Source organism: Niveispirillum sp. CC-CTL257 (genome assembly GCF_059489915.1).
This window is the reverse complement of record NZ_JCAJXE010000001.1, coordinates 2973870-2997483: the sequence shown is the minus strand read 5'-3', so window position 1 is coordinate 2997483 and position 23614 is coordinate 2973870. Positions and strand designations below refer to the sequence as shown.

At 62.5% G+C, this 23614-nt stretch carries 24 protein-coding genes; 10 read left to right on the top strand and 14 right to left on the bottom strand.

What is annotated here, in order from left to right; all coding sequences use genetic code 11:
* Positions 1 to 40: 40 nt before the first annotated feature.
* The 5 genes from rsmG to ABC729_RS14045 form a co-directional block, all read right to left on the bottom strand.
* Complete coding sequence (rsmG, locus tag ABC729_RS14065) at positions 41 to 646, bottom strand: 16S rRNA (guanine(527)-N(7))-methyltransferase RsmG (protein ID WP_495608684.1); 606 nt, start codon at positions 644 to 646, stop codon at positions 41 to 43.
* A gap of 55 nt (positions 647 to 701) precedes the next feature.
* Entirely contained in the window at positions 702 to 2570 is a 1869-nt protein-coding gene (gene mnmG, locus ABC729_RS14060) for a tRNA uridine-5-carboxymethylaminomethyl(34) synthesis enzyme MnmG (protein ID WP_495608177.1), read from the bottom strand.
* Between the two features lie 61 nt (positions 2571 to 2631).
* Positions 2632 to 3951 carry a tRNA uridine-5-carboxymethylaminomethyl(34) synthesis GTPase MnmE gene (gene mnmE, locus ABC729_RS14055; RefSeq protein WP_495608176.1) on the bottom strand — a complete coding sequence of 440 codons (1320 nt, stop codon included), beginning with the start codon at positions 3949 to 3951 and terminating at the stop codon, positions 2632 to 2634.
* 22 nt (positions 3952 to 3973) lie between these two features.
* Entirely contained in the window at positions 3974 to 4363 is a 390-nt protein-coding gene (locus tag ABC729_RS14050) for a (2Fe-2S) ferredoxin domain-containing protein (RefSeq protein ID WP_495608175.1), read from the bottom strand.
* Positions 4360 to 4623, bottom strand: a complete 264-nt coding sequence (locus ABC729_RS14045; protein WP_495608174.1) for a DUF6489 family protein — start codon at positions 4621 to 4623, stop codon at positions 4360 to 4362. Before ABC729_RS14045 ends, ABC729_RS14050 begins: the two co-directional genes overlap by 4 nt.
* A 132-nt stretch (positions 4624 to 4755) precedes the next feature.
* On the opposite strand from ABC729_RS14045, the gene ABC729_RS14040 reads away from it, so the two are divergent.
* The 3 genes from ABC729_RS14040 to ABC729_RS14030 all read left to right on the top strand — a co-directional run bounded on the left by ABC729_RS14040 (position 4756) and on the right by ABC729_RS14030 (position 8584).
* Positions 4756 to 6810, top strand: a complete 2055-nt coding sequence (locus tag ABC729_RS14040; RefSeq protein WP_495608173.1) for a thioredoxin domain-containing protein — start codon at positions 4756 to 4758, stop codon at positions 6808 to 6810.
* A 43-nt stretch (positions 6811 to 6853) separates the two neighbouring features.
* Positions 6854 to 7546 carry a dienelactone hydrolase family protein gene (locus ABC729_RS14035; protein ID WP_495608172.1) on the top strand — a complete coding sequence of 231 codons (693 nt, stop codon included), beginning with the start codon at positions 6854 to 6856 and terminating at the stop codon, positions 7544 to 7546.
* Between the two features lie 63 nt (positions 7547 to 7609).
* On the top strand, positions 7610 to 8584 hold the full coding sequence (locus ABC729_RS14030; protein ID WP_495608171.1) for a quinone oxidoreductase family protein: 975 nt from the start codon (positions 7610 to 7612) through the stop codon (positions 8582 to 8584).
* A gap of 102 nt (positions 8585 to 8686) precedes the next feature.
* Here the strand turns inward: ABC729_RS14030 and ABC729_RS14025 are convergent, their stop codons facing one another.
* The 3 genes from ABC729_RS14025 to ABC729_RS14015 form a co-directional block, all read right to left on the bottom strand.
* The gene (locus ABC729_RS14025) at positions 8687 to 10525 is read right to left on the bottom strand and encodes a DUF885 domain-containing protein (RefSeq protein ID WP_495608170.1); all 1839 of its coding nucleotides are present in this window, start codon (positions 10523 to 10525) and stop codon (positions 8687 to 8689) included.
* Between the two features lie 91 nt (positions 10526 to 10616).
* On the bottom strand, positions 10617 to 11567 hold the full coding sequence (gshB, locus tag ABC729_RS14020) for a glutathione synthase (RefSeq protein ID WP_495608169.1): 951 nt from the start codon (positions 11565 to 11567) through the stop codon (positions 10617 to 10619).
* Between the two features lie 93 nt (positions 11568 to 11660).
* On the bottom strand, positions 11661 to 12500 hold the full coding sequence (locus tag ABC729_RS14015) for a SirB1 family protein (protein ID WP_495608168.1): 840 nt from the start codon (positions 12498 to 12500) through the stop codon (positions 11661 to 11663).
* A gap of 228 nt (positions 12501 to 12728) precedes the next feature.
* On the opposite strand from ABC729_RS14015, the gene ABC729_RS14010 reads away from it, so the two are divergent.
* Positions 12729 to 13391, top strand: coding sequence for a TetR/AcrR family transcriptional regulator (locus tag ABC729_RS14010; protein WP_495608167.1), 663 nt, complete (start codon positions 12729 to 12731; stop codon positions 13389 to 13391).
* A 6-nt stretch (positions 13392 to 13397) separates the two neighbouring features.
* Here the strand turns inward: ABC729_RS14010 and ABC729_RS14005 are convergent, their stop codons facing one another.
* A complete protein-coding gene (locus ABC729_RS14005) occupies positions 13398 to 13715 on the bottom strand; it encodes a DMT family transporter (protein WP_495608166.1) in 318 nt (105 codons plus the stop codon).
* A gap of 355 nt (positions 13716 to 14070) precedes the next feature.
* Here ABC729_RS14005 and ihfB point away from each other — a divergent pair, with 355 nt between their 5' ends.
* Positions 14071 to 14355 carry an integration host factor subunit beta gene (gene ihfB / locus ABC729_RS14000; RefSeq protein ID WP_054168028.1) on the top strand — a complete coding sequence of 95 codons (285 nt, stop codon included), beginning with the start codon at positions 14071 to 14073 and terminating at the stop codon, positions 14353 to 14355.
* 83 nt (positions 14356 to 14438) lie between these two features.
* Here ihfB and ABC729_RS13995 read toward each other — a convergent pair whose 3' ends face one another.
* The 5 genes from ABC729_RS13995 to hemE form a co-directional block, all read right to left on the bottom strand.
* Entirely contained in the window at positions 14439 to 15026 is a 588-nt protein-coding gene (locus tag ABC729_RS13995; RefSeq protein ID WP_495608165.1) for a malonic semialdehyde reductase, read from the bottom strand.
* A gap of 245 nt (positions 15027 to 15271) precedes the next feature.
* Positions 15272 to 16369 carry a glucosaminidase domain-containing protein gene (locus tag ABC729_RS13990; RefSeq protein WP_495608164.1) on the bottom strand — a complete coding sequence of 366 codons (1098 nt, stop codon included), beginning with the start codon at positions 16367 to 16369 and terminating at the stop codon, positions 15272 to 15274.
* A gap of 313 nt (positions 16370 to 16682) precedes the next feature.
* Entirely contained in the window at positions 16683 to 17237 is a 555-nt protein-coding gene (locus tag ABC729_RS13985) for a NifU family protein (protein ID WP_495608163.1), read from the bottom strand.
* A gap of 63 nt (positions 17238 to 17300) precedes the next feature.
* Complete coding sequence (locus ABC729_RS13980; protein WP_495608162.1) at positions 17301 to 18326, bottom strand: hypothetical protein; 1026 nt, start codon at positions 18324 to 18326, stop codon at positions 17301 to 17303.
* Between the two features lie 30 nt (positions 18327 to 18356).
* Entirely contained in the window at positions 18357 to 19421 is a 1065-nt protein-coding gene (gene hemE / locus ABC729_RS13975) for a uroporphyrinogen decarboxylase (RefSeq protein ID WP_495608161.1), read from the bottom strand.
* A gap of 434 nt (positions 19422 to 19855) precedes the next feature.
* Between hemE and ABC729_RS13970 the strand changes: the two genes are divergently transcribed.
* From ABC729_RS13970 to dnaQ, 5 genes are read left to right on the top strand one after another with little or no spacing between them, the layout of a single operon-like run.
* Positions 19856 to 20752: a pyruvate, water dikinase regulatory protein gene (locus tag ABC729_RS13970; RefSeq protein WP_495608160.1), complete on the top strand. Its 897-nt coding sequence runs from the start codon at positions 19856 to 19858 to the stop codon at positions 20750 to 20752.
* Positions 20749 to 21366 carry a Maf family protein gene (locus tag ABC729_RS13965; RefSeq protein WP_495608159.1) on the top strand — a complete coding sequence of 206 codons (618 nt, stop codon included), beginning with the start codon at positions 20749 to 20751 and terminating at the stop codon, positions 21364 to 21366. The genes ABC729_RS13970 and ABC729_RS13965 overlap by 4 nt, the downstream gene beginning before the upstream one ends.
* A gap of 15 nt (positions 21367 to 21381) precedes the next feature.
* Positions 21382 to 22227 (top strand): shikimate dehydrogenase, encoded by an 846-nt coding sequence (locus ABC729_RS13960; RefSeq protein ID WP_495608158.1) that lies wholly within the window; start codon positions 21382 to 21384, stop codon positions 22225 to 22227.
* Entirely contained in the window at positions 22224 to 22847 is a 624-nt protein-coding gene (gene coaE, locus ABC729_RS13955; protein ID WP_495608157.1) for a dephospho-CoA kinase, read from the top strand. The genes ABC729_RS13960 and coaE overlap by 4 nt, the downstream gene beginning before the upstream one ends.
* A gap of 5 nt (positions 22848 to 22852) precedes the next feature.
* Positions 22853 to 23542, top strand: coding sequence for a DNA polymerase III subunit epsilon (dnaQ, locus tag ABC729_RS13950; protein WP_495608156.1), 690 nt, complete (start codon positions 22853 to 22855; stop codon positions 23540 to 23542).
* Positions 23543 to 23614: the final 72 nt, after the last annotated feature.

The window sequence follows — 23614 nt, the reverse complement described above, 5'->3', positions numbered from 1 at the left end:
TGTCGTTCAACCTCTGTCGTTCGGCTTGTGGCGAGACCGCTTAGCGCGGCGCAAGGTCACTGATACGCAGAATGGTTCCGGCCGGGTCGGTCTGGCTCGGGAACCGTTCGACCCGCATATTCCAGGAATCCTTCACCGCGGTCAATTCATCCTCGGCTGTCCTGCCCTTCGGAAATAGGCAGGTGCCACCCGGTTTCAGCATTCCATGCGCCCAGGGCAGCAGCAGCGTTAGTTCGGCGAGCGCGCGGGCCGAGACAATATCGGCGGGGGGCGTGTCCGCCACCTCGATCCGCACCGGGTGTACGGTGGCCGGCGCACCCGTCACCCGCGCCACTTCGCGCAGGAAGGCGGCCTTGCGAACATCTGATTCGACCAGATGCACTTCCGGTACGCCCAGGATGGCCAGCACCAGACCAGGGAATCCAGCACCGGAGCCCAGATCGACCAACACCTTCGCACCCTCCGGGATCAGGCTGAAGACCTGCGCACTGTCGGCCAGATGCCGAGACCAGAGATCCTCCAGGGTGGTCTTGGAGACAAGGTTGATGGCCGGATTCCATTTGTGCAGATGCGCCGCATAGACCTCCAGCTTCGCCAATGTTTCACGTGAAACACCGAAGCGGGATTGGAACTGCTGCGGGCTCATCGGCGGCGGCCCCGGCGGGCGGGGCATGGGCGGCAGCTTCAGCGGCTTGGACGGTTTACGCGGCGCCACGGTCGGAACCCCGCTTCTTGACATGCCGCAACAAAGAGGTGAGGGCCGCCGGCGTCATGCCCGGAATACGGGCAGCCGCCCCCAGGGTGGCAGGCCGCGTGGCCTTCAGCTTCTGCCGGATTTCGGTGGACAGGGACGCGATACTGTCAGGGTTCAGATCGGCAGGCAGCTCCAGCGCCTCATCCTTGCGAAAGGCCCGGATATCCGCCTCCTGCCGGTCCAGATAGCCGGCATATTTGCCGTCAATCTCCACCTGTTCCGCGATGTCGGGCGACAGAGATGACAGTTCAGGCCAGACCTGACACAGACGGGGAAAGTCGATCTCCGGATAGCGCAACAGGTCCAGCGCGTTACGGCGCACGCCATCTTTGTTGATGTGCAGCCCGTGCTTCTCCAACTCGTTCGGCGTGGCCGACAGGCCGGTGACCAGATCGCGCGCCTGTGCCAAAGCCTGCTTCTTGGCGGCCCAATGCGCCTGCCGCAGGCTGCCCACCAATCCGATATCCAGGCCCCGGTCGGTCAGACGCTGATCGGCATTATCGGCACGCAGCAGCAGGCGGTACTCAGCCCGGCTGGTGAACATGCGATAGGGCTCGGACGTGCCGCGCGTGATCAGATCGTCAATCAGTACGCCGATATAGGCCTCCGCCCGGTCCAGCACGAACGGGGCCGAACCGGTCACGGCCAGGGCGGCATTGACGCCCGCGATCAAACCCTGGGCCGCCGCTTCCTCATAGCCTGTGGTGCCGTTGATCTGCCCGGCCAGGAAAAGGCGCGGCAGGCGGCGGGTTTCCAGTGTGCGGGTCAGTTCGCGCGGATCGACATAGTCATACTCGATCGCATAGCCAGGCCGGATCATCCGCACATGTTCCAGACCGGGGATGTTCTTCAGGATGTCGAGCTGCACATCGCGCGGCAGAGAGGTGGAGATGCCATTGGGATAGACGGTGTCATCGTCCAGCCCCTCCGGTTCCAGGAAAATCTGGTGCCGTTCCTTATCGGCGAAACGGACGACCTTATCCTCCACGCTGGGGCAATAGCGCGGGCCAACGCCCTCGATCTGTCCCGAATACATGGGCGCGCGGTGGATATTGTCGCGGATGATGCGATGCACCGCAGCATTCGTATAGGTGATGGCGCAATCAATCTGCGGCGTCGTGATGCGGTCGGTCAGGGTGGAGAAGGGGGGCGGCGGGGTGTCACCCGGCTGCATCTCCAGCCCGGCCCAGTCAATGGTCTTGCCATCCAGCCGCGGCGGCGTGCCCGTCTTCAACCGCCCCAGATTGAAGCCCAACTTCTCCAACGTCAGGGACAAGCCGATGGCGGGCTCTTCGCCGACACGTCCCGCCGGGATTTTCTCTTCCCCGATATGGATCAGGCCGCGCAGGAAAGTGCCGGTGGTCAGGACCACCGCGCCGGCACGGATTTCCCGCCCGTCACCGGTCACGATGCCGGCACAGCTGCCTGAGGCATCGATGATCAGGTCTTCGGCGGCGGCGGCGATAATCTCCAGGTTGGGCTGTTCGGCCAATGCCATCTGCATGGCCTGCCGGTACAGTTTACGGGCGGCCTGTGCGCGGGGCCCGCGCACAGCGGGGCCTTTGGACCGGTTCAGGATACGGAACTGGATACCGCCCCGGTCCGTCACCCGGCCCATGACACCGTCCAGCGCATCAATCTCCCGCACAAGATGCCCTTTACCCAGACCACCGATGGCCGGGTTGCATGACATCTCGCCAATGGTTTCCAGTTTGTGGGTCACCAGCGCTGTACGGGCCCCCGCACGCGCCGCCGCGGCCGCCGCCTCGCATCCCGCATGGCCGCCGCCAACCACGATCACATCATAGTGCTGCATGGGGCGGGAAGATAAGCGCGCGCAGCCCTTTAGTCAAAGGGCAGGGGCGCATAGGGCACCGTCACTTCCCGATGCAGAAATCCCGAAAAATCACGTCCAGCAGGTCCTCTACGTCTACCCTTCCGGTAATGCGGCCCAGGGCACGGACGGCCAGACGCACATCCTCCGCCGCCAGTTCCGGCAGCGGCGCCTGCAGCGCCCGGGTCAGGCTTTCCAGACATTCCTCCAGGGCGGAGCGATGTCTGGCACGGGTAAGGGCGGGGGCACCGGACGGGGCATAGCGGGCGGCAACGGCCTGTTCCAGGGTCGACAGCAGGGCTGGCACGCCATCCCCCGTGCGCGCCGACAGCGACAGGATGGGGCGGCCCGCCAGCGGAGCGACAGCACCGGGCAGATCGGCCTTGTTCATGACCAGGATGGCATCATCATCGGCCAGCGCCAGGGTGGCTGGGTCGGGAAGTTCAACGCCATCAAAGACAAGCAGTTTCAGATCGGCCTTGGCGGCCCGGTCCAGGGCGCGGCGAATGCCCTCGCTTTCCACCAGATCGGCGGCATCCCGCAGGCCCGCCGTATCGGCCAGCAGGACGGGGTAGCCGCCTAAATCCAACTGTACCTCGATCACGTCGCGCGTCGTGCCGGCCTGGTTCGACACGATGGCGACATCGCGCCGCGCGATGGCGTTCAGCAGGCTGGATTTGCCGGCATTGGGTGCCCCCAGAATGGCGATGGAAATGCCATCGCGCAGCCGCTCCCCCCGCCCCTGATCGGCCAAATGGGCCGACAGTTCGGCCACAAGCCCCTCCACCACGGGGCGCACGGCATCGGACAGACCGCCGGGCAAATCCTCATCCGGGAAGTCGATATCCGCCTCCAGATGGGCCAGCGCGCGGGTCAGGCGGTGGCGCCAGCCATCATAAAGCTGGCCCAGGGCACCTTCCATCTGACGCAGCGCCTGTCGCCGCTGCGCCGCCGTTTCGGCATCCACCAGATCGGCGATGGCTTCTGCTTCGGTCAGGTCCAGTTTGCCATGTTCGAAGGCGCGGCGGCTGAACTCCCCCGGCTCCGCCACGCGCAGGCCCAGACCGGTCAGGGCCTGTGTCGCCGCCGACAGGACGGCGCGCCCCCCATGCAGATGCAGTTCCACCACATCCTCCCCCGTGAAACTGCCGGGAGCGGGAAAGGACAGGACCAGGGCCTTGTCGAACAGTTCGCCCGTGACCGGGTCACGCAAGCCTGCCAAGGCGGCCTGACGCGGCGGGGGCAGGGGCCGCCCCATCAGGCGGGACAGCACGGCACCGGCATCAGGGCCGGAAATGCGGATCACCTGTACCCCGGCACGACCGGGGGCAGAGGCCAGGGCGAAGATCGTATCAGCGCGCATCAGGCGTGTTTCACGTGAAACATCAATCAGTCGCCGCCCGGCGGGCGGCGATATCGGCGGGCAGCTTATCGGTGGGCTGAAGCATCAGCCGCTCAACGCGCTTACCCTCCACCAGATGGGTTTGCAGCACCTCATCCACATCGGCCTTGCTGGTCACGGCGTACCAGACACCCTCGGGATAAACGACCAGGACAGGCCCCAGTTCGCAGCGATCCAAGCAGCCGGCATTATTGATACGCACAGCCTTGCCCAGGCCTAAACCGGTGGCCTTCTTCTTCATATAGTCGCGCAGCTCATCCCCGCCTTTTTCGCGGCAGCAGCCACGGGGGTGGCCCGGCTCACGCTCATTAGTGCAGACGAAAACATGGGCGCGGTAATAAGGCGCGGGATCGGCCTTCACATTATCACTCACTTCTTACCATCCTTTGTCGGTGCACCGCCCATGGCATTGGACATCTGCGACCACATCAGTTTCTGGAATTGCTCAATCCCCTGCAGCCCCAGGGGTAGCCAAGTATTCATCATGGTTTCCGGGTCCATGGCCTTCAGGTTGGCCGACATCTGATCCTGCAATTGCTGCATCAGGGCCGCTTGCATCGGCTGGACATCCGGCAGACCCAGAAAGGTCCGCGCCTCTTCCGGTGTGCAATCGATATTGATGGTCACCTTCATGGCTTCCGGCCTCCCTCTGATCTGGCGTGATTTTTCCCGCACCCTGGGTTCGACACAAGGATAAACTATCTGTTCTTCACAGGCCCGTCATGGATTGGCGTCATGATGGGCGGACCCGGCAAAGGATGAGACATGGCCATGCCCCTGAACAGCGCCCATCGCGGTGCTGGCAATCTGCTACACCGGGAAACCAGCCCCTATCTGCGCCAGCACATGGACAACCCCGTGGACTGGATGGGCTGGGGTCCAGAAGCGCTGAACAAGGCGAAGGCGGAGGGTAAGCCCATCCTGCTGTCGGTCGGTTATGCCGCTTGCCACTGGTGCCATGTCATGGCCCATGAAAGTTTTGAGAACCCCGCCATTGCCGGCCTGATGAACAAGCTGTTCATCAATATCAAGGTGGATCGGGAGGAACGGCCCGACCTGGACCACATCTATCAGCAGGCCTTGAGCCTACTGGGGCAGCAGGGCGGCTGGCCGCTGACCATGTTCCTGACGCCTGACGGCCATCCTTTCTGGGGCGGCACCTATTTCCCGCCGGAACGCCGCTGGGGCCGGCCCGGCTTTCCAGAGGTGTTGCAGATCGTTGCACAGACCTTTGCGGAAGAGCCGGCAAAGGTGGAGCGTAATGTCCAGGCACTGACTAATGCCATGGATAATCTGGCAGCCGGACAGCCGGGTGAGGCCATCACGCCCGACACCCTGATCCAGGTGGCTGACCGGCTGGTGCGCGAGGTGGACCCCGTCTGGGGCGGGATCGGCGATGCACCGAAATTCCCACAGCCGGGCATTTTTGAGCTGCTTTGGCGTGCCTTCCGCCATACGGGCCGGCAACAACTGGCCACGGCCACCATCCAGACAATGACGCGCATGGCCCAGGGCGGCATCTATGATCATCTGGGCGGCGGCTTCGCCCGTTATTCCGTGGATACGGAATGGCTGGTCCCGCATTTCGAGAAGATGCTTTACGACAATGCCCAGCTGATCGACCTGATGGTGACCATTTGGCTGGAGACGCGCGATCCGCTGCTGCACGCTCGGATTACGGAAACCGCCGATTGGGTCCTGGCCGAAATGGTGGCAGAGGGTGGGGGCTTCGCCGCCTCGCTGGATGCTGACAGCGAGGGGGAAGAGGGCAAGTTCTATGTCTGGACCGAGGGGGAAATCCGTCGTCTGTTGCCCGCCGATGATGCCGAACTGTTCTGCCGTATCTATGGCGTGACGGCGGAGGGCAACTGGGAAGGCCACACGATCCTGAACCGCATGCATGAGAACGGGCTGGCGGATACGCAGACGGAGGCCATTCTGGCGCGCTGCCGCGACATCCTTCTGTCAGCCCGCGCGGCCCGTATGCGGCCCGGCTGGGACGACAAGGTTCTGGCCGATTGGAATGGCCTGATGATTGCGGCCCTGGCACGGGCTGGGGCCGTGCTGAACCGCGTGGATTGGCTTTCAGCAGCCACGCGCGCCTTCGGCTTTGTCGTGGACCGGATGTCCAGCACCGATGGTCGTCTGCTGCATTCGTTCCGCGACGGGCAGGCACGTCATCGCGGCACCCTGGAGGACCATGTCAACATGGCCCGCGCTGCCATCACCCTTTATGAGGTGACGGGGCAGGGCGCTTATCTGACGCACGCCATAGATTGGCTGGAGAAGGTGGAGCGCCATTTCCATGATGATGGCGATGGCGGCTATTTCATCACGGCGGACGATGCCGATGACCTGATCCGCCGACCCCGCCATGCCCATGACAACGCCGTTCCTGCCGGCAATGGCACCCTGGTCGGGCTGTTCAGCCGTCTATGGCTGTTGACCGGGGAGGATATCTGGCGGCAGCGGGCCGATGCCCTGATCACCGCCTTTGCCGGCGAAGTGGCTCGGAACTTTTTCCCGCTGGCCGGCTTCTTGAACGGGGTGGATTTACGCCTGCACGGTCAGGTCCTGGTCATCGTCGGGCCTGACGATGACGACGGCACCATCGCCCTGCGTCGGGCCGCCCTGGCCAAATGGCATCCCAATCTGATGCTGTTGTGCCGCGCCCCCACCGACCCGGATCTACCCCCGCATCATCCCGCCGCAGGCAAAAGCATGGTTAAAGGCCAGGCGACCGCTTATCTTTGTCAGGAACAGCATTGTTCGGCCCCCGTGACGGCGGCCACAGACCTTTCCGCCCTGTTGGGCGGATGATCCTGTCCCATTTCATACGTACATTCAAAGGAAGGATATCCCCATGCCCGACGTTTCGATCTCCTCGCCCGATGGCAGCTTCAGCGCCTATCTGGCCGCCCCGGCCATCGGTAAAGGCCCGGCCATGATCATCATTCAGGAAATTTTCGGCGTGAACGCCAATGTCCGCGCCATTGCCGACCAATATGCCGCCGCCGGCTATTTCGCCATCGCGCCCGACCTGTTCTGGCGGCAGGAACCCGGTATCCAGATCACCGACCAGACCGACGCCGAGTGGCAGAAGGCCTTTCAGCTGTATCAGGGCTTTAACGAGGTGAAGGGGGTGGAGGATCTGGCCACCACCCTGTCCTTCATCCGCCACTATCCCGGTGTGACGGGCAAGGTCGGCTGCGTCGGTTTTTGCCTGGGCGGGAAGCTGGCCTATCTGATGGCCACCCGCACTGATGTCGATGCCTCAGTATCCTATTACGGGGTCGGCATCGACAAGGATGTTGGTGAAGTGCCGGCCATCACCAAGCCGCTGCTGATGCATATAGCCGGCCAGGACGGGTTCGTGCCGCCGGAGGCACAGAACGCCATCAAGGAGGCCGTGGCCGGTAATTTCCTGGTGGAGGTGTATGTCTATCCCGAACGCGATCACGCTTTCACGCGCATCGGCGGCAAGCATTATCATGATGGTGATGCGCAGCTGGCCCATGGCCGCTCGGCCGAGTTCCTGAAGAAGCATCTGGGCTGATGCTCTCCCACCGGGATGCGCTCCGCCGCATCCCGGTAGCCTGCCTGATTTCAAGGTCAAAGCATGACGCACGCCATCATTGTCGAACAGACAGGCGGGCCGGAGGTTCTGCGCTGGCAGAAGGCGACGGTCGGCAAACCAGGGCCGGGCCAGGTCCTGATCCGGCATACGGCCATCGGCCTGAATTTCATCGATGTCTATTATCGCACCGGCCTTTACCCCGCCCCCTTGCCCTTCACGCCGGGTATGGAAGGTGCCGGGATTTTGGAGGCGGTGGGCGAGGGGGTGGTTGATCTATCGGCCGGCGACCGGGTTGGCTACGGCCAATCTCCGCTCGGTGCATATGCTGAACATCGGCTGATCCCAGCCGAGAAGTTGATCAAACTGCCCGACTGGCTCAATGACGACATAGCCGCCTCCATGCTGCTGCAGGGGCTGACGGCGCAATATCTTCTGCGTCAGACGTTCCACGTGAAACAGGGCGATATGGTCCTGATCCACGCCGCAGCCGGCGGTGTCGGATCACTGGCGTGCCAATGGGCTAATGCTCTGGGTGCCACTGTCATCGGTACGGTAGGATCAGCGGAGAAGGTGGCGCCGGCCGCCGCCAATGGCTGCCACCATGTCATCCTCTACCGTCAGGAGGATGTGGCCGCCCGCGTGCGAGAAATTACGGGTGGCCGTGGTGTCGATGTCGTCTATGACGGTGTCGGCAAGGATACGTTCGAAAGCTCGCTGGACTGTCTGCGCCGACGCGGCCTGATGGTCAGCTATGGCAATGCCTCCGGTGCTGTCCCGCCCTTTGACATCGGCATGTTGAACCGCAAGGGCGGGCTTTTCCTGACCCGACCATCGGTGCAGCATTATGCTGGCACGCGCGCCGAACTGCTGTCCATGGCTGATGATCTGTTTGCGGTCGTAAAGGCCGGACAGGTAAAGGTGCAGGTCAATCAACGTTTCGCCCTGCGCGACGCCGCCGATGCCCACCGCGCGCTGGAAGCAAGGGCGACGACGGGTGCAACCATCCTGATCCCGTGAACCCGTAGGTCAGGTCGAGGCGCAAGCCTCGCCCTGACAGCAATGGATTGAAAGCATCATCTGTCAGGGCTCGCCGCTGGCTCGACCAGACCTACGCGCACATCACACGCTTTTGATCCAGCCTTCCACCACCTGTTCCAGCACCGTCAGCGGCACCGAGCCGTTGCCCAGAACAGTGTCGTGGAAGCGCTTGATATCGAAACGGCTGCCCAACCGCTTCCTCGCCCGCTCCCGCAGTTCCAGTATCTTCTGCATGCCGACATAATAGGCACAGGCTTGGCCGGGATAGACGATGTAGCGGTCGACCTCGCGTTCCGCCACCTCGTGCGTGAAGGCCGAATTGGCGACGAAATAATCGATGGCCTGCGCCCGGGTCCAACGCTTGGCATGGATGCCCGTATCCATGACCAGACGCAGCGCCCGCCATAGGGAGAAGGTCAGTCGCCCGAAATCGGAATAGGGATCGGCATAAAAGCCCAGTTCCTTGGGCAGCCGTTCCGAATAAAGCCCCCACCCCTCGACATAGGCGGTGTGGAAATCATGCCGGCGGAAATCCGGCAGGCCCGTCGCCTCCTGCGCCAGGGCGATCTGCATATGGTGGCCGGGAATCCCTTCATGGAAGGCCAGAACCTCCATCTGCCAGATCGGCATCTCCTTCATGTTGGACAGGTTGACATAATAGATGCCGGGGCGGGACCCGTCGGTCGCCGGCTGGCTGTAACGGGCGATGGTTGAACTGGCTTCGCGGTAGCGCTCAAATCGCTGCACCACCAAGGGGGCCTTGGGTTTCAGGTTGAACTGACCATCCAGCACCTGCTTGACCCGGTCTAGGATCAGGTTGGCCCCCTTGATATAAGCCTCGCGGCCCGCGTCATCCTCCGCGAAATAAAACTGACGGTCGGTTCGCAAGAACTGGTTGAAGGCCTGAAGATCGCCCGTGAAGCCGACCTTGTCCTTGATCGTCTCCATCTCCGCATGGATCCGCTTCACCTCCGCAAGGCCAAGTGCATGAACATCAGCGGCCTTCAGCGGCAGGGTAGTGTGCCGGGACAGGCAATGTTGATAGAAGGCATCGCCATCAGGCAGCTTCCAGACGCCATCCCGGTCATCGGCTTTGGCCAGAACCGCTTCCATGGCTGTTGCCAGCCGCGTCCAGGCCGGCGCGAAGCGGGTAGAGAGCAGGCCTTCAGCCTCCGCCACCAAGCCGGCCTTATCGGCGGCGGGCAGGTCCAGTGCCTCCACCTTGCGCCGGAACCCGGCCAGCAGCGCCGTCTCTTCCGTCGAAGTCGGCGCAAAGGGCCGGCCAGTCAGGACGGCGCGGGTGGCGGCCAATGCCTTCTCCATGGAAAAACGCGGGGCAATCACCCCTTTAGCGGAACGGACCTGCAGCGCCTGGACCAACTGGTCCACCGGCTGATCAATCCGGGCGACGCGCGCCAGCCAGGCCTGCGCACCCACCTTGTCCCGTATCGGGTGATAGGTGGTCAGGGTGTCGATGATCTCACTATGCCGTCCATTGAAATGGTCAGCAGGATAGTCATTGCCCCGCCAACGAGCGGCGGCCAGCTTCGCCTCGGCCTGATATTCCCAAAGCGCCTTGTTCAGCCGCCCATCCGGCGACAATTCGGCATCGGGGAAGTCACGGCGCAGGGTGGCAAGGTCGACCCTTAGGGCCGCATCATCGGCGGCGAGCGCAACGTCGGACAGATCATCCCAGGTCCCCTGATCACCCGGCAGCCCCAGGGAGGTCCGCAATTCCGGCGACTTTGCCGCCTGACGGGCGAAGCATTCGGCAAAGAACGCGTCCAGGGCCGGATCGGCACCCGCTGCCTGCGCCGGGCCGTTCAACATACCGCCGGCGATGCTCCAGGCGGCCAAACCGCAGCAGGAACAAAAAAAGCCGCGACGGCCCATCACCGGTTGATTGCTGCTTGCACCCATGACCCATCCCCCTGTTTCAGGCAGGGAAGAGTGGCGCAATGGGGGGGGGCGGAGCAAGGGGGCACGGGCATAACCAGCACCCCCCGACGGCTCAACGCGTAGCGGCGAAGCGTGCTTCCATCGCGTCCCACAGGGTGGATTCCAGGGCCGACCCGTCCAGCTGATTGATCTGCTGAATGCCGGTCGGGCTGGTGACATTGATCTCCGTCAGATAGTCACCAATGACGTCGATACCGACAAAGATCATGCCCTGTGCGCGCAGGGTCGGGCCAATGGCCTCACAGATCTCCTGCTCCCGCTTGGTCAGCACGGTCTTGCCGGCACTGCCGCCGGCGTGGAAATTGGCGCGGGCTTCGCCCTCCTGCGGGATGCGCGACACGGCCCCGGCGGGCTTGCCATCGATCAGGATGATGCGCTTATCGCCCTTGCGGATCTCCGGCAGGTATTTCTGCACGATGATCGGCTCACGATAGAGCTGGGTGAAGGTTTCCAAGAGCGCACCCAGATTCTCATCATCTGGTTTCACGTGAAACACACCCGAACCCCCGTTGCCGAACAAGGGCTTAACGATAATGTCCTTCCATTCCACCCGCGCGGCCAGCACTTCATCGTGGGAGGAGGTGATGACGGTGGGTGGCATCAGGTCGGGGAAATGGGTGACGAACAGCTTTTCCGGGGCATTGCGCACGGCCGCCGGATCATTCACCACCAGTGTCTTGGGATGGATATGTTCCAGCAGATGGGTGGCGGTGATATAGGCCATGTCAAAGGGCGGGTCCTGGCGCATCAGCACCAGATCCATGGTCGACAGGTCGATCACCTCCGCCGCGCCCATGCTGTGGTGGTTGCCGCGTTCGCGCCGCACCTGCATGGGCCGCACCTTGGCGAACAGCTTGTTGCCGCGCAGGGCCAGGTCACGCGGATGGTAATGCCACAGGGCATGGCCACGGCGCTGTGCCTCCAGTGCCATCATGAAGGAACTGTCAGTATCGATATTGATGGACTCGATCGGGTCCATCTGGATGGCGACCTTCAGGGTCATGTCGGGTTGTCTCCGGCCAGCGGAAATGGGGATAGCGGCAGGAAAGCATAAGCGCCGCGCCAACGCCATGCGCCGCATCACAGGGGCAGGGGTTTAATTCAAGCGGCCCCGCAGCTGCCGAAGCAGGCTGCGCGTATGGTCCAGCAATTGCGGGGAAGCACCGCGCGCCTCACCGATACGCAGGAAATTCTCGAAGGCCTGGATGCCGGCCGTCAGCTTGCCCAGATGGGCGTTCAACAGACCGGATTCACGCCACAGGCCGATATGCTGGGGCGCGAACAGCAGCATGTCCTCGATCACCGCCAGAGCCTTGTCTGGCTGATCCGTCGACAGGTGGCGAAGTTTCAGATTGTTCTGCAAGCGCAGAAGAACCTCGCGGTTGGACACCGGGGCGTAGTGGTCTGGCGTCAGTTCGGACTCCAGGCCCGCCGTCTGTTTCAACATGTCGCGCAGCTCACGCGGACCACGCGGAGAGGCACCGTCAAACGGATCAATGATCTGCCGCCCGCCGCCATGATCCAGCCGCAACAGGAAATGGCCGGGGAAATTCAGGCCCAGCATGTCCCAGCCCTGGGCCCGTGCCGCCGACATCAGCAGGATGCCCAAGGACACAGGCAGTCCCCGCCGTCGGTCAATAACGCGAATCAAGTTAGCGTTCTGCAAATCCTCATAGGTCTCGCTGTCACCGGCATAGCCATGCTGCTCCAGCAACTGGCCCAAAGCCGCCACCCGATCCACCAGTCCATCGGGCACATCGCGCATCAGGGCACCAAGATCGGCCCCCAACCGGGCCAGATGCGCACGGTATGGCGTCAGATCAGTGGGGTGGTCAATAACAGCCAGAGCCAGGGCCGCTTCCGCCACATCAATATCTTCATCTTCCGCCTCACCGAGGCGGCGTAGATAGTCCAGGGCCTGTTGGCGCGGCGTCACGGGCAGAAGGCTCGCTTGCAGGGGTCAACCGCGCTTCCCATAGCGCAGCCGGGGCGGAGGTGTCGAGCGGGAAGGCGCACTCATCTGATTTGTTCTTCGTCCCTCTCGGGTCAGACCGGCGCATTGCCATGTTGCGCAGGAGCGGTCATTCGCTCTAGATAAACGCTCGTCCCGATATAAGGTTAAAGGGACGTTAACCAATAACCATGGTTTCTGGAACTAAAGACGATGTCGATGACGACAACGGTCGCCAAGAGTTTGGATAACGACGCCGCAGGGTCCCGCATCAGGCAGACGCCCAAAAGCATCGCCACGCATCAGCGGATCATTGAGGCCGCAATCCGTTGCTTTCTGGAGATCGGATACCATCGCACCACCACGTCAGAGATCGCCAAACAGGCGCGGGTGACGCGGGGCGCGGTGCAATATTATTTCCCCACGACACCGGAGGTGCTGCGCGCCACCGTCGATCACATTATCCAGCGCTTTACAGCCGAGTATCTCGCCGCCACGGCCAATGTCGCGCATGAGGGGCGGGAAGGGCTGGATCAGGGCATTGACGCGCTGTGGCATGCCGCGCACAGCCCGCTCTGGACCGCTTGGAAGGAGCTGGAGGCCGCCGCCCGCACCGATGCTGAACTGTCCGCCATCATGGGCCCGGCCAAGGCCGCGTTTGCGGCCCGCTGGGAGCAGACAGCAAAGGACGTCTATGGCTCCTTCCTGGTCGCCGACCCGGTGAAGTTCGAGATGGGCCGGCATCTGGCTTGGCAGTTCCTGCAAGCCCTTGCCAGCAGCCGCTTCGCACCCGCCGCTGAGGATCAGGAGGTCAAGGATCGGCTGCTGAGCGAGTTCAAGGTACTGATGCGCCAATATTGGGGCCTGACAGGCTGAGCCTGGCTATTTCTCCAGGAACTTCAGCCCCGCCACGCCAGCCAGGATCAACAGCACACAAAGAATGCGGCCAGGATCAAACCCGTCACGGGCCATGATCATGCCGGCCAGCACAGCGCCCGCGCTGCCAATCCCGGTCCAGACGGCATAGGCGGTGCCCAATGGCAGGCCGCGCATGGCCAACGACAGCAGCCACAGGCTAACGCCCAGGCAAACCAGGGTGACAAACGTGGGCAGGGGACGGGAAAAGCCATCACTGGCCTTAAGGCCGACGGCAAAGCCGATCTCGAACAGGCCGGCGGACAAGAGATAAACCCAAGCCATGGAGCATTCTCCATCGCGGAAGGGCCGTCCCTGCCATCATCACAAAGCCGTCCGGGGTCGTCCCCGGCGGGCGGTATCACAATGATACCGATATCTAACTGGATATTGGCTGGGCGTTGGCCTGCTGCAACCCGGCTTTGTGGTATGGCTTCCATGCCACCTCTGCCCAAAGTCATAGGGTACGCACAGGAAAACTGTTTGCGCAGAAAGACTTACCCTTGCGCGACCGGCCCGGCTCGGGCAATCTTCTTTGGTAAACAAGGTGGCCATGGGCCCAGACCTTCGGCCCCGCCGCCCGTCGGTCGGTGAAGGTCGGGTCCCGGAAGGCTCCACGTCCCAGGGGGGATAGACAGGCATGACCAAGTCGGAACTGATCCAGCGACTGGCCGAACGTAATCCGCATCTCTATCAGCGCGACGTGGAGAAAATCGTCACCACGATCTTTGATGAGATCACAGAGGCGCTGGCCCGGGGTGACCGGGTCGAACTGCGCGGCTTCGGCGCATTTTCCGTGAAACGCCGCGACGCCCGTACCGGCCGCAATCCACGCACGGGTGAAAGCGTGGATGTCGATGAAAAGGTGATCCCCTTCTTCAAGACCGGCAAACAGCTGCGCGAGCGTCTGAACACCGACGAGTAGTCGGGAACAACCGGTCGGGCATGAAAAACCCCGTCAGCCGCTGGGGCTGACGGGGTTTTAATTTCTGCGCCGGTTGGGGCGGATTACAGAACCTGGCAGACATCCTCAAAGTCAAACCGCGGGCTGCGGTCGAACAGGCTGCTGGGGTCACCATAACCCAGATTACAGATGAAATTGGCCTTGAAGCGGCCATCGGGGAAGAATTCAGCATTCACCTTGCCCTGGTCAAAGCCCGACATCGGACCACAATCCAGACCCAGGGCACGGGCCGCCAACATGAAATAAGCGGCCTGCAAAGTGCCATTCCGGAACGCCGTTTCCGACGCGACCTGCGGATTGGCAAACCACGGGCGAGCATCGACATGTGGGAACAGGCGTGGCAGATGTTCGGCGAACTGCGTGTCATAGGCCAGGATGGCCGTCACCGGCGCCGACATGGTCTTGGTCAGATTGCCGGCGGACAGGGCCGGGCGCAGCCGTTCCTTGGCCTCAGCCGTGGTCACGAAGACAACGCGCAGCGGACAGCAATTGGCGCTGGTCGGACCCCAGCGCAGCAGATCATGAATCTGGCGCAGGATGTCCGTCGTCACCGGCTTGTCGATGAAGCCATTATAGGTGCGGGCCGTGCGGAACAGCTGATCCAGCGCGGCGTCGGAGAGCATATCGGTCATTGTTGTATCCTTGGAGCAGACAACAGCATGGCTTTGATATCCGCCATCAAAGCCATGCATGGCAAGCTGCAAAGAAACTATAGAACAGACCGAAACCGCGTTAGAGCTGTTTTCGGTAGACCGGAAACAGCTCCGGCGGCGACTGCCGCCGCGCCGCATCTGCGGCGTGAAGCCAAGCGGGGGATACCGCGCCGGCACCTGAGGAAAACAAACAACGAGAGCGTGTTTCCGGTCAGAAATACGCTCTAGCGGCGCAGGCTGGCCGGCACAACGCCATGGTCGCGCGCCATTTCGGCCCGCGTGCGGGGCCCCAGAACCTCTTCCATCTGATCCTCGCTTAATACCGCCCGATCAAAATCAGACAGTGAATTGACGCGGATCAGAGAGCGTATGGTGCGGACATAATCCTCGCCCCGCTCCGAATATGCACCCAGGGCATTAACCAGCATCAACCCATCGATGGGCTTGTCCTGCGTGCGCAGGCTGGCCCGCATCTGGCGGAACTGCGAGTAGGCGCGGTGGGTGTTGAGGTTATGGATATAGCTTTCCACGCTGCCCTTCGGATCATCGAATGATCTGAATCGGTGGGTCTCACCCTGGCGGCGATTGCGGGGAACAATCCCTTCATCCTCCGCCTTGAAGGTCAGTTGGCCGTAAAGGGCATTGCCCTTCTGGGCAAAGCGAGAGGTACCCCAGCCACTTTCCTCCGCCGCCTGGGCAAGGGCCAAGGAAACAGGAACTACATCCACGCGCTGCATCAGCGCCTTGGTATTGATCTCACCATCGCCTGTCAGGCCGTAGCGGACCGCCAGATCGGCCAGCCAGCGGCGATCCTGCGGTGCCAGTATCTGTCCACCCTGCTTCACGGCGTGCAGGCGGCGCAGGCGATCACGGTCCTGTTCAATCCGCTCATTGGCCATCAGGATCAGGGGCAGCAGGGTCTTGACGAACAGTGCCTTGCGGTCGTCGCTGTTCTCCAGTGCCGTTATCCCGGTCGGTAGATCGGTCAGAACCAGGCGCGGAACCGTTGTCTCTCCACTACGCACCGTTTCGATCCGGTACTCGCGGGAATGGAACAGGTCCAGCGTCGCCTTGGCATCCAGCTTGAAGGATGGGTCGTGGCGCGTGGTGGCGGATGCCATCTCCACCGTGAAACCCGGATCCGGGCGCAGCACCGGCAGCAGGAATTCCCGCGCCGTCCGGTCGATCGACCGGCTGGAAGCGCTGATAAACACAGTAGAAGGCAGAAAGACGGTGAGCAGCAGAAACAGGGCGGACATGCCCCATATGCGGGCAGCCGTACCGCGGGGGCTGTCAAAGCCCTCGTTCGCGTCTGTCAGCATGTTTTTTCAATCCCTTACAGTCCAAGCCGAAAGGACGGGTATCGCCGCCACATCATGTGGCGCACGTCCGTCATTTTGCCGGAGCAAACTCCGCACTTTGGCCTTTGGCCCTAAATAAGGCCGGCCCAAGAGTGTCAGAGGCAATCCCTCCCACGGTCCCTTCCTGGGTTTTACCGCGGTCAGGGCATCATGCCGGTGGGGTCTAATTTCCCCGCGAAGGGGCCCCAACCCCCGGCACGCCATCTGTACACGCATCATATCCCAACCCATTGCGACCGAATTGAGGCGCAATTCAGGGGCTGGGATTTGCACCTTATCGGATTTGCTGCACCTCGACAACCTCGGGAATGTAATACCGAAGCATATTCTCGATGCCAGACTTCAAGGTGGCCGTGCTGCTGGGGCAACCCGCACAGGCCCCCTTCATGGCCAGATAAACGACGCCATTCTCAAATCCATGGAAGGTGATGTCGCCGCCATCCTGGGCCACCGCCGGCCGCACCTTGGCGTCCAGCAATTCCTTGATCTGGGCAACAATCTCGTCGTCATCCTCGTTCACCTCGTTATCGTCCGCCTTGACCTGGGTCAAAACGGGCTTACCGGTGGCGAAATGTTCCATGATGGCGCCCAGGATGCCGGGCTTCATCACGTACCAGTCGCGGCTGTCATCCTTGGTAACAGTGACAAAGTCGCCGGCCAGAAACACCCGCGTCACGCCATCGACCTGAAACAGCCGCTCAGCCAGGGGCGAGCGGGCGGCAGCGTCTGCTGCGTCGGTGAAATCTGCGGTACCGGTGCCCAGAACATCACGGCCGGGAAGAAACTTCAGCGTCGCGGGGTTCGGGGTATCTTCGGTCTGAATGAACATCGGTGTTGATCCTGATCATGCCTCAGAGGCTTTCCCCGAACTTGGGGCCAAAGCCAGGCATAATCAAGCCATGGTCTGCCCATGCATGGCAGCCACCGCCATGCGCCGATAGGGGCAATGGCCCTGATCGGGGGGGCATAGACGCCGTCCAAAGCCCGAACAGACCCCCGGATGCCCGGCCAGGGCTTGACGCACAAGCGGCGCCAGATCGGCCCCTTCCGCCAATGCCGGACGCGACAGGGTCAGCGACAGGATGCCTGATGATAACGCCATATCCCGCCATTCATCCAGATAGTCACCCCAGGCGGCGCGCAACAGCGGCCAGGGCGACAAAGGCAGGATGGATAAAGCGGGGCTGCGTGTACGCCGGATAGCCTGTTCCACGCTCGGCAGATCGCCATCATCAAAGCCCGGCACATCCAGCCGGGCCACCCCGATACGCCCCACCGCCACATCTAACAGACGCGAGAGTTCCGCCGCCAGCCGCTTCATCTGCCAGCCGAGCGGATCACCGCCTGACCAGCCCAGACCCGGAATGACCAGCAGCAATGAACCGGTCCCACCCGGTGCCATCACTTCGCCCGCACGCGCCACCAGGGTGCGCAGGACGGCAGCATCAGTGGGATGGCAGCACAGGCTGCTTGCCGGAACCTCCAGGCCTGCAGCTTTAGATGCGCGGTCCCAGGCCTGCAGCGCCACTCCGTTGAGCCCGCCAGAAAACAGAGGCGAGGGCGGCAGCAGAACCAGACGGTCGGGCCGGAACGCCGCTACATCATGGGCAATCGCAATGGGCGATGGCGGTGCGAACAGGTTAGCGGTGAAAACCCGCACTACACCATCACCCCAGAGCGCGTTCTCCAGCTCCGTGCCCATCGGTTCATCTGCCGGCCCTGTCAGATCATCCAGGGTGAAATACCGGGCCAGCCGCCGGGCGCGCAAAGCCAGCAGCGGGCGGAGTGGCGGGGCAGGCGGGTCTTGTCGCGATGTCGCCAGCAGGGCCTGCAGGTAGGGCAAAACCAGCCCAACTGCCGCCGGCTGGCCCGGCTGCATCAGAACGACGGCGATACGGTCCCGAAAGGAAGCTGTCACCACCGGCACACAAATTATGGGATCGTGGAATCAATCCCTTGTGGCAGGCTTCCAGTCGCGGATCAACCCAGCCAAACGAGATACGTTTTCCGGCGATGTTTCCTTGATGATGCCGTGGCCAAGGTTGAAAATGAAGGGTCCGTTGCCAAGGGTTTCCAGCAGATCCAGGACCGCGCGGTCCATCTCCTCCCCCCCGGCGATCAGCAGGACGGGGTCGAGATTGCCCTGCACGGCGACCTTGCACTGCAGGTGCTGGGCGGCCCAGGCGGCCGGCACGCCGGGGTCCAGCGACACGGCATCCACACCGGCCTGTTCGACAAAGCTTTCCAGGTTCAGGCCGGCCATGCGCGGAAAGCCGATTATGGGCGTGCCCGGATGGCGTTCCTTCAGTGCCGCCGTGATCCGCCGGGTCGGAGCCACGACAAAGCGCTGGAAATCCGCGGCGGACAGGGCACCGGCCCAGCTGTCAAACAACTGTACCAGTTCGGCACCAGCCTTGATCTGCATCGACAGATAGTCGACTGTCGCTTCGACCAGGATGTCGATCAGCCGGTTGAAACCGACCGGGTCGGTATAGGCGAAGCGCTTCACATGCGCATATTCCTTCGATCCGCCCCCTTCAACCATGTAGCAGGCGACGGTCCAGGGTGAGCCGGCGAACCCAATCAGAGCCGTCCGTTCATCCAGGGAGGCCCGAATGCGTGACACCGTTTCGTACACGGGCGCTGCTTTCCGGTGCAGCCCATCCAGATCCAGCTTCAGCAGGCCCTGCTGGTCGCGGATAGCATCCAGTACAGGGCCTTCGCCCTCCGCGAACCGAAGACCCTGACCCAGCGCATGCGGGATAATCAGGATGTCTGAAAACAGGATGGCGGCGTCCATGCCGTAGCGGCGTAGGGGCTGCAACGTCACTTCACAGGCCAGTTCCGGGTTCATGCACAGGTCCAGGAAGCCGCCAGCCTGGGCACGAACCTGCCTGTATTCTGGCAGATACCGCCCCGCCTGCCGCATCAGCCAGAAAGGTGGTGGCGTCTGTGGCACCCCCGCCAGTGCGGCCAGCATCTTCTTTGGCGAAACGGAGGATTTGATGGTCATGGATCCAACCCAGGTCACGGAAAACGGACGGGTCAAACCTTATCCCAACCCCTCTCTTAAAACTTTACTTTTTTAAAGAAAGGATTGGAGGAGTAGTTGGCCCTGTGGATAACGGGAATTCATGTTTGTCCGCATTTTTGTCCACAGTTCGGATATGCCATGCAGGGTGTGGAAAAAAATTGTGGAAAACTTTATGGATCAGCCTGCAATAGGCGCAGAAATACTGGTTTTATAGGGATCATTGCGATATGGGGACAATCGCTCTGGCTTACCCGATTCGTCCTTGATTCCCAGGTAAACACGCAGACTTAATCCCAGATCGGGCAGCAGGGCAGACAAGTCCGGGCTTGCCAGGGATAGAAAAGCCCGGCTACGCCTTTTGTGCCCGTTCACGCACATCCGTCCCCGACATATCCCCAGGAGCGGTCCACAGGATGCACCCCGGCGATCATCATGGCGGCCACATCAAGCCGCCCTCCGCACCCAGGAACTTCCATCTGCATCTGGTTTCCGATGCGACGGGGGAGACGATCAATTCCGTCGCCCGCGCCTGCGTCAGCCAGTTCGACCAAGTGCATCCGATCGAACATTTCTGGAATCTGGTCCGCACCGAACGGCAGTTGGACATGGTGCTGGAGGGCATTCGGGAGCATCCGGGCCTGGTTATGTTCACTCTGGTGAATGAGAAACTGCGCCATAAGTTGCAGGATACCTGCCGGGAACTGGGTATCCCCAGCATCTCGGTCCTGGACCCACTGATCAACGCGCTGGGCACCTATCTGGGTCTGCAGAGCCAGTCGAAGCCGGGCCGGCAACACGCGCTGACCGCCGAATATTTCGGTCGCATCGATGCCATGGATTTCGCGCTTAACCATGATGACGGCCAAAGTGCCTGGGGTCTGCATGATGCCGATGTCATCCTGGTGGGCGTCAGCCGGACATCCAAGACACCGACCTGCATCTATCTGGCCAATCGCGGTATCAAGGCTGCCAACATTCCCTATGTGCCCGGCTGTCCCCTTCCGCCGGAGCTGGATCAACTGACCCGGCCTCTGATCGTCGGGCTGACCAAGGATCCGGAACGGCTGGTACAGATCCGGCGCAACCGTCTAAAACTGCTGAACCAGGGGGACGACACGTCCTATACCGATCCTGAGCGCGTGCGGGAGGAATTGCTGGAAGCCCGGCGTCTGTTCACGCGCAAGGGCTGGGCCGTCATCGATGTTTCCCGGCGGTCGATCGAAGAGACGGCGGCAGAGGTGATGATGTTGTTCGCCCGCCGCCGGCCGCAGGCCGCTGCGGCCATCGACAGTGTCAAGGGTGATGAATGATGCCGGCCTTTCTGACGACCGAACCCATCATCCTGGCATCTGCCAGCATCTCACGTCGCCGTATGCTGGAAGCGGCGGGAGTGGAGGTGCATGCCGAAGCGGCACGGGTGGATGAGGAAGAGATCAAACTGTCGGGCAAGGCTGCCGGCATGAAGCCGCCGGAGGTGGCTGAAGCGCTTGCCGATCTGAAAGCCTCCAAACTGGCGCGCAAATATGTCGGGGCCTATGTGGTGGGCGGCGATCAGATGCTGGAATGTGACGGCCGCTGGTTCGACAAACCTGTGGACAAGGCGGATGCCGCCAACCATCTGCGCCTGCTGTCGGGCCGGACCCATACGCTCTATTCAGCGGTCGTCGTATTCCATAACGGCACCCGCGTCTGGCATCATATCGACCATGCCACCCTGACTATGCGTCCCCTGTCGGATGCCTTCATCGAACGCTACCTGGACGCCGCCGGTGATGCCGTCCTGTCCTGTGCCGGGTCCTACCAAGTGGAGGGGCTGGGTGCGCAACTGTTCAACAAGGTGAAGGGTGACCATTTCACCATCCAGGGCCTGCCCCTGCTGCCGCTGCTGGATTTCCTGCGCGTGCGCAAGCTGTTGCCGGCCTGACGGGAGAGTATCTGAATGTTGACAGGCAAGGGGCTGATCGCCGGTGTCATGGGCTGGCCCGTTGGTCATTCGCGCAGCCCGCTGCTGCACGGGTTCTGGCTGCGGCATTACGGGATCGACGGGGCCTATGTTCCGCTGGCGGTGCCGCCGGACCGGGCGGAACAGGCCATCCGCGCCTTGCCCGCCATGGGGTTCCGTGGCTGCAATGTCACCATCCCGCATAAAGAGGTGGCGTTCCGCATTGTCGACCGGTTGGACAGCAGTGCCCGGCGCATCGGTGCCGTCAATACGATCATCGTGGCTGAGGATGGTACCCTGGAAGGCCGCAATACCGATGGGTTCGGCTTCTGGGAAAATCTGGCAGCCAGTGCGCCGGCAAGCTGGTCCGTAACTGCGGGGCCATCGGTGGTGCTTGGGGCAGGCGGTGCGGCGCGGGCCGTCGTGGTGGCCCTGCTGGATGCTGGGGCACCGGAAATCCGTCTGCTGAACCGCACCCAGGCGCGGGCTGCCGAAATCGCTGCCGATCTGGGCGATCCGCGTATCACGGTCGGGCCCTGGGATGGGCGCGATGCGGCCCTGGATGGGGCTGTGCTGCTGGTCAATTCCACCAGCCAGGGCATGAATGGATATCCGCCATTGGAGATTGACCTGTCGGCCCTGCCGAACGACGCGCTGGTTACCGACATCGTCTATGTTCCGCTTGTGACGCCCTTGCTGGCGGCGGCGGCGGCGCGGGGCAATCCCGTGGTGGATGGGCTGGGCATGCTGCTGCATCAGGCGCGCCCCGGCTTTCATGCCTGGTTCGGCACGGATCCGATGGTGACGGATGATCTGCGCCGCTTCGTTCTGGACCCGCGATGATCATTCTGGGCCTGACCGGTTCCATCGGCATGGGAAAATCCACGGCGGCCAGCATGCTGCGCCGCCTGGGCTGCCCCGTTCACGATGCCGATGCCAGTGTCCACCGACTTTACGCACGCGGCGGCAAGGCGGTGCCGGCCATCCAGGCCCTGTTTCCCGATGCCGTGAAGAACGGGGCCGTGGACCGTGCTGCCCTTGCCGCCGCCGTTTTGGGCAAACCCGACGCGTTGAAGCGGCTGGAGGCGGCGGTGCATCCGCTGACCCGGGCCGATGCCGACAATTTCGTGAAACGCTGTGCCCGGCGCGGTGTGCCGGTGGCCGTCATGGACATCCCCCTTCTTTATGAAACCAAGGGGGAGCGCCGGGTGGATGCCGTGGTTGTGGTGACGGCGCCGGTCTGGCTGCAGCGTCAGCGCGTTCTGGCGCGGCCTGGCATGACATCCGCGAAGCTGGCCAACATCCTGGCCCGGCAAGTGCCGGATGCGGAGAAACGCCGGCGGGCGGATTTTGTTGTGCCGACCGGCCTGGGCCGACGCTTGACGCTGATCCACCTGCGCCGCATCGTGGCGGCCATGAAACACCGCCAGGGCCATATCTGGTCGCCAGCACGGAAGGCTTGATAACCATGCGCGAGATCGTTCTCGACACCGAAACCACGGGCATCGATCCGCTGAACGGCGACCGCATCGTGGAAATCGGCTGTGTGGAACTGTTCAACCATATCGCCACGGGCCAGCATTATCACACCTACCTGAACCCCGAACGCGACATGCCGGCGGAAGCTGAGGCTGTGCATGGCCTGTCATCCTCTTTCCTGTCCGACAAGCCGGTCTTTCCCGCCGTGGTCGGGGATTTCCTGGAGTTCATCGGCGACGCGCAGCTGGTGATCCACAATGCCTCCTTCGATATCGGCTTCCTGAATATGGAGCTGGTGCGGATCGGCATGCCAAAGCTGACCAACCCGGTCGTCGATACGGTGAAGATCGCGCGCAAGCGCTTCCCCGGCGCGCCGGCCAGCCTGGACGCGCTCTGCCGCCGGTTTGAGATCGACAATTCCAACCGCACCCTGCACGGCGCGCTGCTGGACAGCCAGTTGCTGGCTGAGGTCTATCTGGAACTGATGGGCGGACGTCAGCCTGATCTGGTGCTGGCTGGTGGGCCGGTCGCCACCCAGCAAGGCGGGTTCGACACTGGGCCTGCCCGCGTTACCCGTACCGCCCGCCCGCCGCGCCCGCATGCCCCCTTGCCCGATGAACTGGCCGCACATGAGGCGTTTGTGAAAGGGTTGAAGAACCCGGCCTGGTTGGCGTCCTGAACCCGGATTGGACTCTCATGTTTCATGTGAAACATGGGTCTGGTTGTGCCTTCCCACCATAACAAAAATGGA

Bases quoted from the DNA above. Each gene is read 5' to 3' on its own strand.
- ABC729_RS14030 (WP_495608171.1), top strand. From the start codon at position 7,610: ATGACGCACGCCATCATTGTCGAACAGACAGGCGGGCCGGAGGTTCTG.
- ABC729_RS14045 (WP_495608174.1), bottom strand. From the start codon at position 4,623: ATGAAGGTGACCATCAATATCGATTGCACACCGGAAGAGGCGCGGACC.
- mnmE (WP_495608176.1), bottom strand. From the start codon at position 3,951: ATGCGCGCTGATACGATCTTCGCCCTGGCCTCTGCCCCCGGTCGTGCC.
- ABC729_RS14035 (WP_495608172.1), top strand. From the start codon at position 6,854: ATGCCCGACGTTTCGATCTCCTCGCCCGATGGCAGCTTCAGCGCCTAT.
- ABC729_RS13985 (WP_495608163.1), bottom strand. From the start codon at position 17,237: ATGTTCATTCAGACCGAAGATACCCCGAACCCCGCGACGCTGAAGTTT.
- ihfB (WP_054168028.1), top strand. From the start codon at position 14,071: ATGACCAAGTCGGAACTGATCCAGCGACTGGCCGAACGTAATCCGCAT.
- ABC729_RS13960 (WP_495608158.1), top strand. From the start codon at position 21,382: ATGTTGACAGGCAAGGGGCTGATCGCCGGTGTCATGGGCTGGCCCGTT.
- ABC729_RS14010 (WP_495608167.1), top strand. From the start codon at position 12,729: ATGTCGATGACGACAACGGTCGCCAAGAGTTTGGATAACGACGCCGCA.
- ABC729_RS14025 (WP_495608170.1), bottom strand. From the start codon at position 10,525: ATGGGTGCAAGCAGCAATCAACCGGTGATGGGCCGTCGCGGCTTTTTT.
- ABC729_RS13990 (WP_495608164.1), bottom strand. From the start codon at position 16,369: ATGCTGACAGACGCGAACGAGGGCTTTGACAGCCCCCGCGGTACGGCT.
- ABC729_RS13995 (WP_495608165.1), bottom strand. From the start codon at position 15,026: ATGACCGATATGCTCTCCGACGCCGCGCTGGATCAGCTGTTCCGCACG.
- hemE (WP_495608161.1), bottom strand. From the start codon at position 19,421: ATGACCATCAAATCCTCCGTTTCGCCAAAGAAGATGCTGGCCGCACTG.
- ABC729_RS14005 (WP_495608166.1), bottom strand. From the start codon at position 13,715: ATGGCTTGGGTTTATCTCTTGTCCGCCGGCCTGTTCGAGATCGGCTTT.
- gshB (WP_495608169.1), bottom strand. From the start codon at position 11,567: ATGACCCTGAAGGTCGCCATCCAGATGGACCCGATCGAGTCCATCAAT.
- dnaQ (WP_495608156.1), top strand. From the start codon at position 22,853: ATGCGCGAGATCGTTCTCGACACCGAAACCACGGGCATCGATCCGCTG.
- rsmG (WP_495608684.1), bottom strand. From the start codon at position 646: ATGAGCCCGCAGCAGTTCCAATCCCGCTTCGGTGTTTCACGTGAAACA.
- ABC729_RS14040 (WP_495608173.1), top strand. From the start codon at position 4,756: ATGGCCATGCCCCTGAACAGCGCCCATCGCGGTGCTGGCAATCTGCTA.
- coaE (WP_495608157.1), top strand. From the start codon at position 22,224: ATGATCATTCTGGGCCTGACCGGTTCCATCGGCATGGGAAAATCCACG.
- mnmG (WP_495608177.1), bottom strand. From the start codon at position 2,570: ATGCAGCACTATGATGTGATCGTGGTTGGCGGCGGCCATGCGGGATGC.
- ABC729_RS13970 (WP_495608160.1), top strand. From the start codon at position 19,856: ATGCACCCCGGCGATCATCATGGCGGCCACATCAAGCCGCCCTCCGCA.
- ABC729_RS13965 (WP_495608159.1), top strand. From the start codon at position 20,749: ATGATGCCGGCCTTTCTGACGACCGAACCCATCATCCTGGCATCTGCC.